The sequence below is a fragment of the Stenotrophomonas sp. YJH_SMC_120 genome (genome assembly GCF_059368675.1).
This window is the reverse complement of the sequence record NZ_JCAFRY010000002.1, coordinates 127541-141792: the sequence shown is the minus strand read 5'-3', so window position 1 is coordinate 141792 and position 14252 is coordinate 127541. Positions and strand designations below refer to the sequence as shown.

Sequence of the window (14252 nt, the reverse complement as noted above, 5' to 3'; positions counted from 1 at the left end):
GTCCTGAACAGCCATCCGGCCATGAACAGCGTACGTTTTCGGGAACGTTTCCAATGAGCATCAGCATCAACGACGTCGCACGCGTGGCGGGGGTGTCCAAATCCACGGTGTCACGGGTGCTCGGGGGCGGTCCGGTCAGCGAGGACGTGCGCGGCAGGGTCGAGCTGGCGATCCGCCAGACCGGCTATCGACCCAACCTGCAGGCAAGACGGCTCCGCTCCCGGCACACCGGCATCATCGGCTTGATCGTGGCGGATATCCGCAACCCGTTCTTCACGGCGCTGATCCGCGCCGTGGAAGAGGTGGCCTATCGCGAAGGTCTTCGGGTCACCCTCTGCAACACCGACGAGGACCCCGAGCGGGAGGCGCTGTATCTGCAATTGATGCACGAAGAGCGCATCAGTGGCCTGATCTTCGCGCCAACCCGGACCACGGTGGGCCGGCTCGAGCGGCTCACGCTGGACTATCCGACGGTGCTGGTGGACCGTGCCGCGCCTGGCGGTCCGATCGACAGCGTGGTACTCGACAATCCGGCAGCGATGGCAGGTCTGGTCGAGCATCTGGTCGAGCGCGGCTATCGGCGTATCGGCGGATTGTTCGGCAGCACCAGTACCACCGCGGCCGAGCGACGTGACGGTTATCTTGCTGCGATGCGCATGCATGGGTTGCAGCCGGACTACCGTGAGGTTGAACCCACGGCCGAAGCCGCCATCGCGACGGTCGATCAGTGGCTCGCTACGCCATCCCGCCCCGAAGCACTGGTCACCAGCAACAGCCTGCTGTTGATGGGCGCATTGAAAGCCGCCCGCGGCGCAGGGCTGGCGATTCCAGAGGCGTTGGCACTGGCCGGCTTCGACAACGAACGCTGGACCGAGCTGGTCGAGCCGGGCATCACCGTGATCGAGCAACCGGTTGAGGAGATGGGGCGGGCCGCGATGTCGCTGCTGCTTGAGCGCCTGCGCACGCCGGAGCTGCCGGTACGCCGACTCGTAATGACGGGCCGGTGCGTGGTCAGAGGGTCGACAGCAGCGCGATAGCTCGGCGCCCGATCGCGGCGAAGCCTGGAAATGCCACCCGGGTGTTGGCGGGCCAACCCCTGTCTGTTACAAGCCATCCGTCCACAACCAGCTTGATCGACTTTGACCCACGCTGTGTGCACCCCACAGGAACGCGCCAAGGACCCCGACATGAATGGATATCACGAACCCAAGGCGCGCCGCCTGATGCGTCGGCTCCTCGCACTTGGCCTCTGCGCCCTGGCAGGATCCGCCCTCGCCGGAACAACGCAACCGGCACGCACCTGGCTTGTCAGTGGAGCCGAACTCATCACCCTGCTGCAGGGCAAAGGCGCTGATGGGTTCTGCGACGGCGAGCAGTGCCGGAACCTGTCCAGCGCTCGCGCCAGCGTCTATATCCAGGGCGTTGCCGATGCCAGCCACGGCCAGTGGTGTGGCCAAGGCAGGATTCTTCCGCATGAGCTGGTCGACCGTGTGTCTTCCCATATCCGGCAGTTGCCCCGCGAGCGATTGCAGCAGGGCGCGTCTTCACTGGTTGCCGAAGCGCTGCGGACCGCATTTCCCTGTGGTGGCGGCGCGTCACGGGGTGGCAGTGCCGAGCCCGGCAAAGACGAATAGGACAGGCCGCGCCCAACGCGTGACGACGCGAACGTCCTACACCCTCGCGACACGGTGCATTCACGGCCACCGACACCCGCGCTGTCCACACTGCATGTTCCTTCCACAGCACGAGGTGCCCCATGGCCACCTGTGATGTCTGCGGCAACAACTACGACAAGAGCTTCACCCTCCAGCAGGGCGGACGCAGCGGCACGTTCGACTCGTTCGAATGCGCGATCCACGCATTCGCACCGCGCTGCGCACACTGCGATTGCGCTGTTATCGGGCATGGTGTTGAAGGAAACGGCCAGATCTTCTGCTGCGCACACTGCGCTGGTCATTCAGGTGTACAGGGTTTAGCCGACCGGGCCTGAGTCGCCGTCAGCGCCATCCCGCTCCTGCCCAGAGACAAGCGAAGAAACCCGCGCGACCCGCGCTGCGCCCGAACCAGCAAGCAGCGCCAGTGCCCGCCGCTTCTGCGCTGGCATTCCCGCCACGGCCTCCGACGCCAACACCACGTGGAATTCCCTGGCGTTGGCGTCCAACGCTGTAGCCAGGACACACGAATCGGCCGTCATGCCACACAGCCAAAGGCGGCGCACTCCCAGTTTGGCCAGCAGAATCGGCAAAGGGCTGGCCAGAAAGGCCGAGTGCTTGGGCTTGAGCACGAAGTAGTGACCTGGCAGAGGCGAGAGAAGGCCGGCGATTCGCCCCGCCGGGCCACCGTCGCGCCGGCACTGTTCCACCTGCTGGCGGAAATCGCGCTTCCATTCCGAGAAATTGTCGTTGGCGTAGATGACCGGCCAACCGCGTTCGTCGAAGTGATCCCTCAGGCGCCGGATCTGCCGGGCCGCCCGCTCTGCCGCCGGCGCCAGCTTTTCAGCGCCAGGGAAGTCGAATCGGCTGAACATGTCGATGATCAGCAGGGCCGTCGATGGATCATCTCGCATGGCTCAATCACCTGTCTGCGCGTGTGGGGCTTCAACCGGCTTGGATTGCGGCGAGTCTTTCTGGCGCAGGAAAATCGTCAGCACCACCAGGGATAGCACGGCCAGGAATTCGCTCTGCCAGTTCTGCATGGATTCGAACCAGAATGTGCTGCTGGCGAGGTGCTCCACAAAGCCTGGCGGCGGCAATCCCTTCAACTGCTGTTCGGCTTCCTCGGCGCGCCAGCTTCCCACTGCATGCAGCGTAAAGCTGAACAGGAACAACAGCCCGAACGCGATCGCAAGCGAATGACCGTAGAGCGTCTTCCATGGACCACCGCGCCTTACCGGCCACGGCGTGGGCCCCGGCTCGACGCGATTCTGTTCCTGCGCAGGGTCCAGCGGCCGCGATTCGGCCGAGCCGCGCTGGCGCAGGCTGACCGTCAGGAGCACATACATCCCCATCTGCAGGAACTCGCTCTCCCAGTTCTCGAACGTGGCGCTGACGAAGTGCCCCGTCGCGAGGTAGTGCCAGAGATCGATCGGCGCGCGTCCGTGCTCGACCAGTTCCTGGTTGTGCACGTGATGCCCGGCAACCGCCTGCCCAACGATGAACACAAGCGTGAGCACAAGCAGCACCAGCGAGAGACCGTTGCGTTTCCACATGCAACACCTCGTTCAGTCTGTTCCAGAGGCCGTGCGCGAAGCTTGCGCGGGTAGCAGGCCATGACCCGTGAATCCGGCGCACCCAGAATGTGAGGCGGACTCAACGCTTTCCGGTCGGGTCAGGATCAGGACGTTCGTAGTCTTCCGGTACGGCCTTGGGGCCATCGCCGTCGTCGGGCATGTCGTGCTCCTTCCACTTGGCTCGATCGTTGCGCCGCTTGTCCGGCGTGTGCGCCTTCGACTGATCGTCCACGTCTGTCGTCGGATTGAAGGGCAGCTTGTCGTTCATGGGCAGCTCCTGCGTCGAAAGACCGAAGACTGCACCGGGCCGGGTTAACACCATGACCCCTTAGAATGAACGCCGTGCACACCGGGATGTCACCGAAGCGGGATGGCGGCCTTGCGATGCTGGCGTCCCGAGCTCCTGGAGAAGCACGATGCAGGCATTGACCTATCACGGCCGCAAGGATGTGCGAGTCGAGACCGTACCGGACCCGGTACTGGCGGCCGAGGATGATCTGATCCTGAGGGTAACTGCCACCGCCATCTGTGGATCGGACCTGCACCTGTATCGCGGCAAGATTCCGGATCTGCACGATGGCGATGTGCTCGGCCACGAGTTCATGGGCGTGGTGGAAGAGGTCGGCAGCGGCGTGACCCAGGTGCAGCCGGGCGATCGTGTGGTGATCCCTTTCGTGATCGCCTGTGGAGAGTGCTTCCATTGCCGCCTGGCCGAGTATGCCGCTTGCGAATCCACCAATACCGGCAAGGGCGCCGCACTGAATCAGAAGGGCATGCTGCCTCCGGCCGCATTGTTCGGCTACAGCCATCTGTATGGCGGCGTGGCCGGGGGCCAGGCCGAATTCGTGCGCGTACCGAAGGCGAATGTAGGCCCGCTGCGCATTCCGGAAGGCATTGCGGATGAGCAGGTGCTGTTCCTGTCCGACATTCTCCCCACAGGCTACCAGGCTGCGCTGAACGCAGGGGTGAAGGCGGGCTCGACGGTGGCCATCTTCGGTGCGGGCCCGGTGGGGCTGATGAGCGCGGCCTGCTGCCGCCTGCTGGGCGCAGAAACCATCTTCATGGTCGACCATCTTCGTTACCGTCTGGATTACGCGCGCCGTACCTACGGTGTGACGCCCATCGACTTCAAGGAGATCGAAGACCCGGCGGACTACATCCTTGCCCAGACCAGTGGGCGGGGCGTGGACGCCTGCATCGAGGCGGTAGGCTTCGAGGCCGAGGGCAGCGCGCTGGAGTCAGCATTGACTGCCGTGAAGCTGGAGGGCAGCAGCTGCGTGGCGATCCGGCAGTGCATCGCGGCAGCACGCCGCGGCGGCGTGGTCAGCATCCCGGGTGTCTACGCTGGCTTCATCCATGGTTTTCTGCTGGGTGATGCGTTCGACAAGGGGCTGACGTTCAAGATGGGGCAGACCCACGTGCAGGGACTGATGCCGGAACTGCTCGACGCAATCATGGAAGGAAAGCTGCAGCCGGGTGACATCATCTCGCACCGGATGCGCCTGGCCGATGCAGCTCAAGGCTATGCAATGTTCGACGCCAAGGACGATGACTGCCGCAAGATCGTATTGACACCCTGAGCGTGCCGCCATGAGCGCGATTGTCATCGCCTGTGTCTACGCCCTGTGGCTGGCTGCGGGATCGCTGGATTTCCATTTTCACCGGCGCACCGATCTTCCGCACACTTCCGCGATGCGCGAAAGCCTGCTGCATGGGGTGCAGCTGCTGCTGATCGGCAGCGGCATGCTTGCCTGGCTCCTGCTGGAGAACACGTTGTCGCTGGTCGCGCTTCTGGCAGGTCTGGTCATCGCACACGCGGTCGCCGGCTATCTCGATACCGTCAGCGCGGACGGCTGTCGACGCATCAGCCCGGCGGAACAGCATGTGCACAGCGTGCTGGATGCCGCGCCGTGGGTCCTGCTGGCCTGGGTGGGCTGGCAGGTCCACCCGCGGTGGTCGCTCGAAGTGAAGCCTGCAGCACCGGACGTCTGGTGGCTCGCCCTGCTGCCGGCGCTGGGCCTGGTAGTGCTGCCATGGCTCTGGGAACTGCGGCAGTGCGTGCGTGCAAGACAGCGCACGCAGACGGGTCCGTGAGGATCATGGTACCGGGCATTCATGTGCCCGCCACGCCATCAAGACAGACATGTGACCGCCTGCCGCCTACGTTCATCGCGTATCTCCATTGCAGGTCTGCCACCCATGCGGGATGTGACGTCATCCTCTTCGCTGTTCAATCGCGCACGCCAGGTGCTGGTGCAGCAACCGGCATTGCCTTTGCCCGGTGGCGGCCAGACGCTGCAGCGTTGGCAGGCGCTGGCAGCCTGGGGGGCAGAGGATCTTTGCCTGGCCAAGGTACTGGAGGCCCACTATGACGCCCAGGCGATTGCTGCCGAGTTGAGGGCGCCCATCCCTGCTCAAGATACGTTGCTGGCGGTATGGGCTGCAGAGGGTCCGGCCAACACCGTTCGCATCGATGCCGGCGGTGGGTTGTACGGTGACAAACCCTGGTGTTCCGGCAGCGCATGGGTGGATGCGGCACTGGTAACGGTTCGCAACCCGCAGGGCGTGTGGCTATGCCAGGTAGCGGCGGAACACTGGCACACACTTGCGGGCGAGCCATGGCCTGCTGTGGGCATGGCCGCAATCCCTTCCACCACGGTGCGCTTTGACGGCGCACCGATGGTGATCCTGGGGACGCGCGATGACTACCTGCAGCGCCCGGGCTTCTGGCACGGCGGGGCAGGCATCGCGTCGGTCTGGTTTGGTGCAGCGGCCGCTTTGGCCGAGCGCATGCGACCGGCCTGCACCGAGGGAAATCGCGCGCGGCTGCTGGGTGAAGTGGACCTCGCCCTGGGCCCGGCAGCCGCGCTGCTTCGCGAACTGGCGGCGCACATCGACGCCGCGCCCGAACTGGCCCATCGCGAAGATGTAGTGCGCGTGCGCTGTGTCGTTGAGCGCGCGGCAACGCGTGTGCTGGACCTGGCGGGTCGGGCGCTGGGCCCGGGCCCGATGTGCCTGGAGGACGCCCATGCCCGGCGCTGCGCGGACCTGACCGTGTTCCTTCGCCAGAGCCACGCCGACCGCGATTGGGAATGGCTGGGCGAGCAGCGCGCAGCACAGGAGGCAACATGGGCGCTGTAGCCAGGACACCCCTGCAAGGGCAAGGAACCCAGGAGCAGGCCTGGCTGCACTGCGATTGGCTCTGGCAGCAACCGACCACATCGGCAACCGCACTCTGCAGCGGGCATGACCGCATGGTGGTGGTCGCGCCGCATCCGGACGACGAAATCCTCGGCTGTGGCGGACTGCTGCATCACGCTGCGGGACAGGGTATCGACGTCAGTGTCGTTGCCGTGACCGACGGCGAAGCATGCTACCCGGGCGAGCCGTGGTGGACGCCCGAACGCCTGCGATCAGCGCGCCGAGCGGAGCTTGCCGCGGCATTGGGCGAACTCGGCATTCCGGTCGGCTCCATCTTCCACCTGGGTATCGCCGACGGCGCGGTCAGCGCGCATGAGCAGGGGCTGGAAGGTTGGCTGCAGCAGTATCTGCAACCGCGCGACCTGGTCCTGGCGCCATGGCGGTTTGATGGTCACCCCGATCACGAAGCGGCAGGACGCGCTGCCTGCCGCGCCGCGCGGGCGGTTGGTTGCCACCGGCTGGAGTACCCGGTGTGGGGCTGGCACTGGCTTGACCCTGCCTGCGCACATATGGCGTGGGAGGTTCCGAAGCTGGTCGACATTTCAGCAGTGGCGTCCGCAAAGCGAAACGCGATCGCGCATTTCCGTACGCAGACCGGCGACGTGGCGGGCCTGAACAGCCCGCCGGTGCTGCCCGCACATGTACTCGCCCGATTCTTCCGAAACTACGAGGTATTCCTTGCATGAGCGCGCAACCGTACTTCGATGACCTGCATGAGCAGGACGACCCGTTCGGCTACCGCAGCCGGTGGTATGAAGAGCGCAAGCGTGCGCTGCTGCTGGCAAGCCTCAGCCAGCGCCAGTTCGCTCGCGGCTGGGAACTGGGGTGTTCCAACGGCGTACTGACCGAGGCGCTGGCCGCACGTTGCGAACGCCTGCTGGCAACCGACATCAGCCCACGTGCGGCGTTCCAGGCGCGCCGCAACCTGGCCCATCTGCCGCACGTGCAGGTTCATTGCGCCAGCCATCCCGAGCAATGGCCGCCAGGACGCTTCGACCTGATCGTCTGCGGCGAAATGGGCTACTACCTGGGGGCAGGCGCACTGCGCGAGCTGCGCCGTGGCATCGATGAAGCACTTCGCGATGACGGCCTGCTGGTCGCCTGCCATTGGTTGCCCTCGTTCGCCGGACGCGCGAGCCGGACCGAGGTGGTGCATCGATGCCTGGGGGAAGGCCTGCAGGAAGCCTTCCACTACCGCGATGCGGACTTCGTGCTTCAGGGATGGACACGGGGCCTCTTGTCATTGGCCCGCAACGAGGGCCTGCGGTGATAGGCGTCCTGATACCCGCCCACAACGAGGCGGACAGTATCGCGCGCTGCCTGCAATCCATCCGGGTGGCGGCCCTTCACCCGGGCCTCGGCGGCGAAGCAGTGGAGGTGATGGTCGCGCTCGATGCGTGTACGGATGCAACGGGCACCATCTGCCGCCAACACCAGGTCGGCAGCGTACAGCTGGATGCACGCTGCGTCGGTGTCGCCCGGGCCGCAGCCGCTGCTGAACTGCTGGGGCGGGGCGCCAGGTGGCTGGCAAGCACGGACGCTGACAGCGAGGTGCCTGCCGAGTGGCTGGCCGCACAGGTTCAGGGCAGTTGTGACGCTTTCTGCGGACTGGTGGACATAGCGACGACCTGCCAGGGTGAACGGCGCCTGCGCAGGGCATTCCAGGCAAGACAGCAGTGGGGCGACCATCATGGGCGCATCCACGGTGCCAACCTCGGCGTCTCTGCCAGTTCCTATCGGGCCGTTGGCGGCTTTGCTCCCCTGCACTGCAGTGAAGACGTGGCGCTTGTCAGAGCGCTGCAACGCTGCGGTGCGGTGGTGCGATGGGCCGGCGCTCCCGTGGTGATGACAAGTGCGCGTCTGCAGGGGCGCGCTACAGGCGGATTCTCCGCTTATCTGGCGGCGCTGGGTGGCGAGCGCTCCGGCGCGGAAGCATCGGCCCTGATCACCTGAGGGTCAGCCACACCGTCACGCAAGCGCCCCGTGTTATCGGAGCGTGCGGTTGAGGAGAGCGTTGGGACAGCGCAGGCCACGAAGGCCCTCATCCCTGCCTACCTCCGCGAAGCGATGATGGACGAGCAGGAAATTTCCTGCGTCAGAAGGAACGAACGTGCCCCTCCGTGCAGTCGCCTACGCAAGTGAGGCGACATCGGGGCTTTCCATGGACCATGTGGATGACCTCGCCAGGGCCGCCGCCCGCTTCAACTTCGAAGCCGGCGTTACGGGTGTACTTCTTTACGACGGGCTCCGTTTCCTCCAGTACATCGAGGGACCGGAAGACAGCATCAACGTGGTGTACAGCCGCATCCTCAGTGCCCGCAGCCATTGCGAGCTGATCGAGCTGGGCCGGGGCAGGGTTTCCGGCCGGTTCTTTCCCTACTGGTCAATGCGGCTGCTGTAGGTTGACGCCTCCGAGATCCGCAGCGTGGCGCGCAGCAACTGGGATGGGCTCTCCCGTGGCGGCGCGCTGCGCCAGCTGAGCCTGGTGGTGGCCCCGCACCTGGGGTGACCACCCCATGGCAATCAATGCGCCGGCGGTTGCACGCAGACATCCCCCATGACGCGCCGAACCGTCTCCTGCAACTCGCCGACGTGGAACGGTTTGGCCACGAAAGCGGCGCGACGGTGACGCTGCGGCACCAACTGGTCATAGACCGCGGATACGAACAGGAACGGAATACCGAGTTCCGTCAGGCGATCAGCCACCGGGAAGACCACGCCGTCGCGAAGCTCGACGTCGAGCACGGCGCCGTCGAATCGCTGGTTGTCCAGCAGCCCCAGCGCATCGAACACGCTGTAGGCATGCGTCACCTGATCGCCTGCGTCCTCCAGCGCCTGTTCCATCAGCGCAGCCAGGTCGAGCTGGTCTTCCACCAGCAGCAGGTTGCATCTGCGCTGGCTCATTCCGGATTGCATACGTGCACGCCTGTGTTGTCCTGGGAACTGCAGTCTGTGCTGTGCCGCATCAACGCCATGCGTGTGCATTGTCAGCCCGGCGCGAAGCCCCCGCGAGCGCGTCGCCAACCGGGTGGAGGAGGTGTGGAAGGCGCCCTGGATTTCGTTGACGGCGTCTTGGCACTCGCTGTGGATACTGCCGCCGTCCCCCGCATCGGAGATTCTGTCATGCCGCTATCCGGAACCGATTCTGTCGCTCCAGGCGTACTGCGTGTCGAGTGCATGCCACTCGACTGCGGCGGTGCCGCCATCGTCGTGGAGCTGGACCGGGCGCCTGAACGGGCCTGGATGAAGTCGCTGAAGCGAGCACTGCTGGCCGACGACGCCATGGAAGGCGCACAGGCCAAGTTCGATGGGCGCTTCGTCTATGTCGTGGGCGTGGATGGTGGCGGGCATCGTGCTCAACATCGGGTAATGCAGGCCGTGATGGCGGCGGGCGGCGCGTGCGCCTCGAACGCCGGGCGCCAGCGACCTGCAGCCGGCGTGGGCGTATCCAGCGCACTGGCGACCTGAGAGCACCCCCTGGGTGCAACACAGGGCTGCGGATGTTATCGCCGCATCACCACTGCGTGCAGCGCCCACCTTCGACGGCTCACACCGGCCGACAGGGCGGTGATTGCAGGCGCTCCACCATGGTCTCCGGAGGCATGTCGCCCCGCACCGGAGATCGAAATGGCAGACCAGAACAACGCCCGAAGCGAGCGCCTGTTGAAGTGGCTGCAGGACGCCTACGCCATGGAGCAGGAGGCGGAAACCATGATGAAGGCCATGGCTTCGCGGATCCAGAACTATCCCCACCTCGCTGCACGGATCGCCCAGCACGTCCAGGAGACGCAGGGGCAGGCAGCCTCGCTGCGCCAGTGCATTGAAGCGCTTGGAGGAAGCGTGCCGACCGCCAAGGGACTGTTCGCCAGCATGACTGCGGCTCTCCACGCGGCCGGCACAAGCCTGATGGAAGACGAGATGGTCAAGAGCGTAGGGCTCTCGTTCGGCTTCGAAAACACCGAGATCGCCACCTACCGGGCGCTGGTGATTGCTGCCGAGCGTGCCGCAGCGCCGGACATCGCCGCGGTCTGTGGCCAGATCCTGCAGGAAGAGATCGCCATGGCGCGCTGGCTGGAGGACCACCAGGACGGCCTGGTCGGTGCGTTCCTCAATCGCGACGAAACGCCGGGCGCGCAAGCCAAGCGCTGACCCCGACGCCAGCACAGCCAGCCATTGGAGAAACCCCATGTTCTTTCATCACAAGAAGCTGATGTACACCGTGCGCGTGCGCGAATCCAACCCGCAGCTCGCCAGCCTCATGCTTGAACAGTTCGGCGGCCCGCAGGGCGAGCTTGCTGCCGCCATGCGCTACTTCACCCAGGGACTCGGCGAATGCGATCCAGGCCGCAAGGACCTGCTGATGGATATCGCCACCGAAGAGATCAGCCATCTGGAGATCATCGGCACCATCATCGCCATGCTCAACCGCGGGCCGAAGGCCATTCAGTCCGAAGGGCTTGCCGAGGCCGAGGATATGCGGCTGCTGGGGCAGAACAGCACCAGCCATACCGAGCAGATCCTGTACGGTGGCGGGCCGGCACTGGTCAATTCCAGCGGGGTGCCGTGGACAGCGGCCTACATCGACTCGATCGGGGAACCTACCGCCGATCTGCGCTCGAACATCGCTGCGGAAGCGCGCGCCAAGCTGGTGTATGAGCGCCTGATCAACGTCACCGACGACCCCGGCATCAAGGATGCGCTGCGTTTCCTGATGACGCGCGAGATCGCGCACATGAAGTCATTCGAGAAGGCGCTGCACAGCATCCAGCCCAACTTCCCGCCGGGCAAGCTGCCGGGGGACCCTGCGTTCACCGATCTGTACATGGACATGTCGCAGGGCGACGGCGCCGACGACCTGCAGGGCAGCTGGAACAGCGGCGAGCTATGGGAGCGGGTCAGCGACCGCGAGGCACAGACCGCTGTGGATGGTGGCGACGGCGGCGGCACGGTGGGCCTGGACGCGCGCGAACAAGCGGCGGTGCAGGCCATGGCCCTGCGTACACTCTCCGACCCGGAAGCGCGGCCGACCACCGGGGCCGAGCTGGGGGCCGGCCCGGGCGCGGGAGCACTGGACCTGCCACCACGCGAGCCGTGAAAGAGCTGGGGCGCCCATCTGCGGCGCCCCAGTGGCGAAGCCCTTGATCAGCGTCAAGGCGTACGAAAGTGGGCGGACATCACGTCCGCCCACGAAGAGGTGCATCGGCCTTCAGCCGCGATCAGCGCTGCTGGCCACCGCGGTTGTTGCCGCCGCCGCGTTCCTGCTGTTGCTGCCCCCCGCCTTGGTTACCGCCCTGGTTTCCACCCCCGCGGCTGTTCTGGCCGCCTTCGCGGCCGATGTCCGCCATGTGCTGTCGATCCTGGCTCACCGCTTCGCCGCCCTTGCGGCCGGCTTCGCGTGCTTCTTCCGAGCTGAATTCATGGGCGTTGCCTGATTCGTGCGCGGCACGTCCACCCTTGGCGGCGATCTCGCGCTGCTTGTCCTCGTCCATCGAAGCGAAACCGCGGTTGCTGTTGCCCTGGTTCTGGTTCTGGTTGGCCATGGAAAGTCTCCCTGGGTTGAGCCGCCCGACTGGCGGCAGGGACCATCTTCCAGATCCGGCGCTAGACGGCGGTGGCATGACCGCCAACGTGGCGTCATCCGGAAGCCCACGATTCCTCATCCGCTCTCCACGAAACGTCGTGCACGCGCGTGTGCGCCCGCAGGCGCGCCCGCCGCGCTCTAGCACGTGTCAAAGCGATGCGGCGGGCCCGCGCCTCAACTCGACGCAGCCTCTACGCCGGCCTCACTGCACATACGACCCGCATCGCTAAGGTAGAGCTGTCTGCAACATCCGGTGGTGCCATGCCTTTTCGTGCGATTGCCTATGTGAGTGAAGCTTCCCGAAGCCTGACCGAAGAGCGGCTGCAACGGCTTGTGGCCGAAGCGGTGCAGTTCAACGAATCCGTCGATGTCACCGGCACGTTGCTGTTCGACGGCTCGCGCTTCCTGCAGTATCTGGAGGGCCCGGAGGCCGGGATCAATGCGGCGTACACGCGCATTCTCGCGGCCGGCAGCCACAGTGGGATCGTCGAGCTGAACCGGGGCAGGGTGGGGCGGCGGCAGTTTCCGCACTGGCGGATGCGCAGCGTGCGGGTGGATGAGCTCGCGCTGGGAAAGATCGCCATCTCCGACTGGACCGGCTTCGTGCGCAGCGCGTCGGCGCTGGAGTCGGGCGCCAGCGCACTGGATCGTCTGCTGTCGGTCTCGCAGTTGCAGACGGATGCAGGTGCGGGAGAGACCCTGGAACCGTACGGGCAGCTGGTACGATGACGGCGGCGGCCGCCCCGCGTGCATCCGCTCCACTGCGTGTCGGCTGTGCGGGCTGGTCGCTGCCGCGCGCGGATCAGGAAGCGTTCGGCGCGGGCGACAGCGCGCTGCAGCGCTACGCCACACGCCTGCCGATGGTGGAGATCAACTCATCCTTCTATCGACCGCACCAGGCCAGGACCTATGCGCGATGGGCGGCGAGCGTGCCGGAGGGCTTCCGGTTCGCGGTGAAACTGCCGCGAGAGATCAGCCATGAGCGTCGGCTGCGCGACGCAATGCAACCGCTCGAGCGGTTCCTTGAAGGCGTGCTGGAGCTGGGTGAAAAGCTCGGGCCGTTACTGCTGCAGTTGCCGCCGAGCCTAGTGTACGACACGGCCACGGCCAGAGCATTCCTGCGGGGCCTGCGCGCGCGCACCCAAGCCGATATGGCGTGCGAGCCGCGCCACCCGAGTTGGTTCACGCCAGAAGTGGATGCGCTTCTGAGCGCGCATGGCGTGGCACGGGTTGCCGCGGATCCGGCACGTGTGCCGGCGGCAGCGACGCCCGGCGGTGACCGCGCGTGGAGCTACTGGCGCTGGCACGGCCAGCCACAGATCTATCGCAGCGCCTACGACGAACCCACCCTTGCCCACCTTGCGCGGCAGCTGCTGGCCGAGGCCGACGCGAAACGACCCGCCTGGTTCGTACTGGACAACACCGCACTGGGTCACGCCACCGGCAACGCCCTGCACCTGCAGGCGCTGCTGCAGGAGAAGGAACATGCCTGAAGGCCCTTCGATCGTCCTGCTGCGCGAAGCAGCGAGCCACTTCAAGGGGCACGTGGTCCGCGCCGTCTCCGGGAACAGCCGGGTCGACCTGTCGCCGCTGCAGGGCCGAAGGGTCAAGGCGGTCCGCAGCTGGGGCAAGCACTTCCTGCTGGAATTCAGCCGCCACACGCTGCGCGTCCATCTGATGATGTTCGGCAGCTGGCGCATCGACGAACGGAAGCCAACCCCGGCGCGTGTATCCCTGCGGTTCGACAATGGCGATCTGAACTTCTATGCGTGTTCCGTGCGGCTGATCGACGAGCCGTTGGACGAGGTCTACGACTGGCGCGCGGACGTGATGAACGATGCATGGGATCCGAAGCTGGCCCAGCGCAAGCTGAAGGCAATGCCGGACGTCATGGTTTGCGATGCGCTTCTGGACCAGACGGTCTTTGCCGGCGTGGGCAACATCATCAAGAACGAGGTGCTGTTCCGTATAGGCGTGCACCCCGCCACGCGGCTGGGCGACCTGCCACCGCGCAGGCTCACCGCGCTGATCACGCAGGCCCGCGCCTACAGCTTTGATTTCCTGCAGTGGAAGCGCCGTTTCGAGTTGAAGAAGCACTGGCAGGTACACACGCGCAGGATCTGCCCGGCATGCGGCGGCCCGATCAGCAAGCTTTACATGGGCACCACCCGGCGGCGCACGTTCTTCTGCCCGAACGACCAGGTGCTGTACCAACCCTGAGGCCGCCGTCCATGGCGGCCG

Annotated in this window: 21 protein-coding genes; 16 read left to right on the top strand and 5 right to left on the bottom strand. The window is 65.7% G+C overall.

What is annotated here, in order from left to right; translation table 11 throughout:
- The first annotated feature begins 53 nt into the window (after positions 1-53).
- From AC5P60_RS04765 to AC5P60_RS04755, 3 genes are all read left to right on the top strand, one after another.
- Positions 54-1037, top strand: coding sequence for a LacI family DNA-binding transcriptional regulator (locus AC5P60_RS04765; RefSeq protein ID WP_483693109.1), 984 nt, complete (start codon positions 54-56; stop codon positions 1035-1037).
- Between the two features lie 150 nt (positions 1038-1187).
- Positions 1188-1634, top strand: coding sequence for a Rap1a/Tai family immunity protein (locus AC5P60_RS04760; RefSeq protein ID WP_495201693.1), 447 nt, complete (start codon positions 1188-1190; stop codon positions 1632-1634).
- A 122-nt stretch (positions 1635-1756) separates the two neighbouring features.
- Positions 1757-1990: a metallothionein gene (locus AC5P60_RS04755; RefSeq protein WP_005409710.1), complete on the top strand. Its 234-nt coding sequence runs from the start codon at positions 1757-1759 to the stop codon at positions 1988-1990.
- On the opposite strand, the gene AC5P60_RS04750 is transcribed toward AC5P60_RS04755, so the two are convergent.
- From AC5P60_RS04750 to AC5P60_RS04740, 3 genes are all read right to left on the bottom strand, one after another.
- Entirely contained in the window at positions 1973-2566 is a 594-nt protein-coding gene (locus AC5P60_RS04750) for a cysteine hydrolase family protein (RefSeq protein WP_149501109.1), read from the bottom strand. The two genes, AC5P60_RS04755 and AC5P60_RS04750, sit on opposite strands and share 18 nt — an antisense overlap.
- A 3-nt stretch (positions 2567-2569) precedes the next feature.
- Entirely contained in the window at positions 2570-3208 is a 639-nt protein-coding gene (locus tag AC5P60_RS04745; RefSeq protein WP_005413480.1) for a DUF6766 family protein, read from the bottom strand.
- Between the two features lie 100 nt (positions 3209-3308).
- Positions 3309-3497 carry a hypothetical protein gene (locus AC5P60_RS04740; RefSeq protein ID WP_005409707.1) on the bottom strand — a complete coding sequence of 63 codons (189 nt, stop codon included), beginning with the start codon at positions 3495-3497 and terminating at the stop codon, positions 3309-3311.
- Positions 3498-3645: 148 nt separating this feature from the next.
- Here AC5P60_RS04740 and AC5P60_RS04735 point away from each other — a divergent pair, with 148 nt between their 5' ends.
- The 7 genes from AC5P60_RS04735 to AC5P60_RS04705 all read left to right on the top strand — a co-directional run bounded on the left by AC5P60_RS04735 (position 3646) and on the right by AC5P60_RS04705 (position 8831).
- Positions 3646-4809: a zinc-dependent alcohol dehydrogenase gene (locus AC5P60_RS04735; RefSeq protein ID WP_495201692.1), complete on the top strand. Its 1164-nt coding sequence runs from the start codon at positions 3646-3648 to the stop codon at positions 4807-4809.
- A gap of 10 nt (positions 4810-4819) precedes the next feature.
- Positions 4820-5323: a hypothetical protein gene (locus AC5P60_RS04730; protein ID WP_483693105.1), complete on the top strand. Its 504-nt coding sequence runs from the start codon at positions 4820-4822 to the stop codon at positions 5321-5323.
- Positions 5324-5428: 105 nt separating this feature from the next.
- Entirely contained in the window at positions 5429-6370 is a 942-nt protein-coding gene (locus tag AC5P60_RS04725; RefSeq protein WP_266192685.1) for an acyl-CoA dehydrogenase, read from the top strand.
- Positions 6358-7116, top strand: a complete 759-nt coding sequence (locus AC5P60_RS04720) for a PIG-L deacetylase family protein (RefSeq protein WP_483693104.1) — start codon at positions 6358-6360, stop codon at positions 7114-7116. Before AC5P60_RS04725 ends, AC5P60_RS04720 begins: the two co-directional genes overlap by 13 nt.
- On the top strand, positions 7113-7700 hold the full coding sequence (locus tag AC5P60_RS04715; protein WP_483693103.1) for a class I SAM-dependent DNA methyltransferase: 588 nt from the start codon (positions 7113-7115) through the stop codon (positions 7698-7700). Before AC5P60_RS04720 ends, AC5P60_RS04715 begins: the two co-directional genes overlap by 4 nt.
- The gene (locus AC5P60_RS04710) at positions 7697-8383 is read left to right on the top strand and encodes a glycosyltransferase family 2 protein (RefSeq protein ID WP_495201691.1); all 687 of its coding nucleotides are present in this window, start codon (positions 7697-7699) and stop codon (positions 8381-8383) included. The genes AC5P60_RS04715 and AC5P60_RS04710 overlap by 4 nt, the downstream gene beginning before the upstream one ends.
- 157 nt (positions 8384-8540) lie before the next feature.
- Positions 8541-8831, top strand: a complete 291-nt coding sequence (locus AC5P60_RS04705; RefSeq protein WP_483693101.1) for a BLUF domain-containing protein — start codon at positions 8541-8543, stop codon at positions 8829-8831.
- A 122-nt stretch (positions 8832-8953) separates the two neighbouring features.
- Here the strand turns inward: AC5P60_RS04705 and AC5P60_RS04700 are convergent, their stop codons facing one another.
- Positions 8954-9346: a response regulator gene (locus AC5P60_RS04700; protein WP_005409699.1), complete on the bottom strand. Its 393-nt coding sequence runs from the start codon at positions 9344-9346 to the stop codon at positions 8954-8956.
- 261 nt (positions 9347-9607) lie between these two features.
- Here AC5P60_RS04700 and AC5P60_RS04695 point away from each other — a divergent pair, with 261 nt between their 5' ends.
- From AC5P60_RS04695 to AC5P60_RS04685, 3 genes are all read left to right on the top strand, one after another.
- Positions 9608-9898 (top strand): hypothetical protein, encoded by a 291-nt coding sequence (locus AC5P60_RS04695; protein WP_231914653.1) that lies wholly within the window; start codon positions 9608-9610, stop codon positions 9896-9898.
- A gap of 159 nt (positions 9899-10057) precedes the next feature.
- On the top strand, positions 10058-10579 hold the full coding sequence (locus AC5P60_RS04690; protein WP_049452453.1) for a ferritin-like domain-containing protein: 522 nt from the start codon (positions 10058-10060) through the stop codon (positions 10577-10579).
- A 37-nt stretch (positions 10580-10616) separates the two neighbouring features.
- The gene (locus AC5P60_RS04685; RefSeq protein ID WP_088436490.1) at positions 10617-11525 is read left to right on the top strand and encodes a manganese catalase family protein; all 909 of its coding nucleotides are present in this window, start codon (positions 10617-10619) and stop codon (positions 11523-11525) included.
- Positions 11526-11646: 121 nt separating this feature from the next.
- Here the strand turns inward: AC5P60_RS04685 and AC5P60_RS04680 are convergent, their stop codons facing one another.
- A complete protein-coding gene (locus tag AC5P60_RS04680) occupies positions 11647-11970 on the bottom strand; it encodes a KGG domain-containing protein (protein ID WP_005409695.1) in 324 nt (107 codons plus the stop codon).
- Between the two features lie 302 nt (positions 11971-12272).
- Between AC5P60_RS04680 and AC5P60_RS04675 the strand changes: the two genes are divergently transcribed.
- Genes AC5P60_RS04675 through AC5P60_RS04665 form a run of 3 tightly spaced genes read left to right on the top strand, consistent with a single transcriptional unit; the run spans position 12273 to position 14231 of the window.
- Complete coding sequence (locus AC5P60_RS04675) at positions 12273-12740, top strand: BLUF domain-containing protein (RefSeq protein ID WP_088470611.1); 468 nt, start codon at positions 12273-12275, stop codon at positions 12738-12740.
- Positions 12737-13504, top strand: a complete 768-nt coding sequence (locus tag AC5P60_RS04670; RefSeq protein WP_266192679.1) for a DUF72 domain-containing protein — start codon at positions 12737-12739, stop codon at positions 13502-13504. Before AC5P60_RS04675 ends, AC5P60_RS04670 begins: the two co-directional genes overlap by 4 nt.
- A complete protein-coding gene (locus AC5P60_RS04665; RefSeq protein WP_483693100.1) occupies positions 13497-14231 on the top strand; it encodes a DNA-formamidopyrimidine glycosylase family protein in 735 nt (244 codons plus the stop codon). The genes AC5P60_RS04670 and AC5P60_RS04665 overlap by 8 nt, the downstream gene beginning before the upstream one ends.
- The last annotated feature ends 21 nt before the right edge of the window (positions 14232-14252 follow it).

Excerpts from the sequence above, each read along its gene's own strand:
- AC5P60_RS04740 (WP_005409707.1), bottom strand. The coding sequence starts at position 3,497 with ATGAACGACAAGCTGCCCTTCAATCCGACGACAGACGTGGACGATCAG.
- AC5P60_RS04680 (WP_005409695.1), bottom strand. The coding sequence starts at position 11,970 with ATGGCCAACCAGAACCAGAACCAGGGCAACAGCAACCGCGGTTTCGCT.
- AC5P60_RS04715 (WP_483693103.1), top strand. The coding sequence starts at position 7,113 with ATGAGCGCGCAACCGTACTTCGATGACCTGCATGAGCAGGACGACCCG.
- AC5P60_RS04735 (WP_495201692.1), top strand. The coding sequence starts at position 3,646 with ATGCAGGCATTGACCTATCACGGCCGCAAGGATGTGCGAGTCGAGACC.
- AC5P60_RS04670 (WP_266192679.1), top strand. The coding sequence starts at position 12,737 with ATGACGGCGGCGGCCGCCCCGCGTGCATCCGCTCCACTGCGTGTCGGC.
- AC5P60_RS04690 (WP_049452453.1), top strand. The coding sequence starts at position 10,058 with ATGGCAGACCAGAACAACGCCCGAAGCGAGCGCCTGTTGAAGTGGCTG.
- AC5P60_RS04700 (WP_005409699.1), bottom strand. The coding sequence starts at position 9,346 with ATGCAATCCGGAATGAGCCAGCGCAGATGCAACCTGCTGCTGGTGGAA.
- AC5P60_RS04725 (WP_266192685.1), top strand. The coding sequence starts at position 5,429 with ATGCGGGATGTGACGTCATCCTCTTCGCTGTTCAATCGCGCACGCCAG.
- AC5P60_RS04695 (WP_231914653.1), top strand. The coding sequence starts at position 9,608 with ATGCCACTCGACTGCGGCGGTGCCGCCATCGTCGTGGAGCTGGACCGG.
- AC5P60_RS04720 (WP_483693104.1), top strand. The coding sequence starts at position 6,358 with ATGGGCGCTGTAGCCAGGACACCCCTGCAAGGGCAAGGAACCCAGGAG.
- AC5P60_RS04765 (WP_483693109.1), top strand. The coding sequence starts at position 54 with ATGAGCATCAGCATCAACGACGTCGCACGCGTGGCGGGGGTGTCCAAA.
- AC5P60_RS04665 (WP_483693100.1), top strand. The coding sequence starts at position 13,497 with ATGCCTGAAGGCCCTTCGATCGTCCTGCTGCGCGAAGCAGCGAGCCAC.
- AC5P60_RS04685 (WP_088436490.1), top strand. The coding sequence starts at position 10,617 with ATGTTCTTTCATCACAAGAAGCTGATGTACACCGTGCGCGTGCGCGAA.
- AC5P60_RS04755 (WP_005409710.1), top strand. The coding sequence starts at position 1,757 with ATGGCCACCTGTGATGTCTGCGGCAACAACTACGACAAGAGCTTCACC.
- AC5P60_RS04760 (WP_495201693.1), top strand. The coding sequence starts at position 1,188 with ATGAATGGATATCACGAACCCAAGGCGCGCCGCCTGATGCGTCGGCTC.
- AC5P60_RS04730 (WP_483693105.1), top strand. The coding sequence starts at position 4,820 with ATGAGCGCGATTGTCATCGCCTGTGTCTACGCCCTGTGGCTGGCTGCG.
- AC5P60_RS04675 (WP_088470611.1), top strand. The coding sequence starts at position 12,273 with ATGCCTTTTCGTGCGATTGCCTATGTGAGTGAAGCTTCCCGAAGCCTG.
- AC5P60_RS04745 (WP_005413480.1), bottom strand. The coding sequence starts at position 3,208 with ATGTGGAAACGCAACGGTCTCTCGCTGGTGCTGCTTGTGCTCACGCTT.
- AC5P60_RS04750 (WP_149501109.1), bottom strand. The coding sequence starts at position 2,566 with ATGCGAGATGATCCATCGACGGCCCTGCTGATCATCGACATGTTCAGC.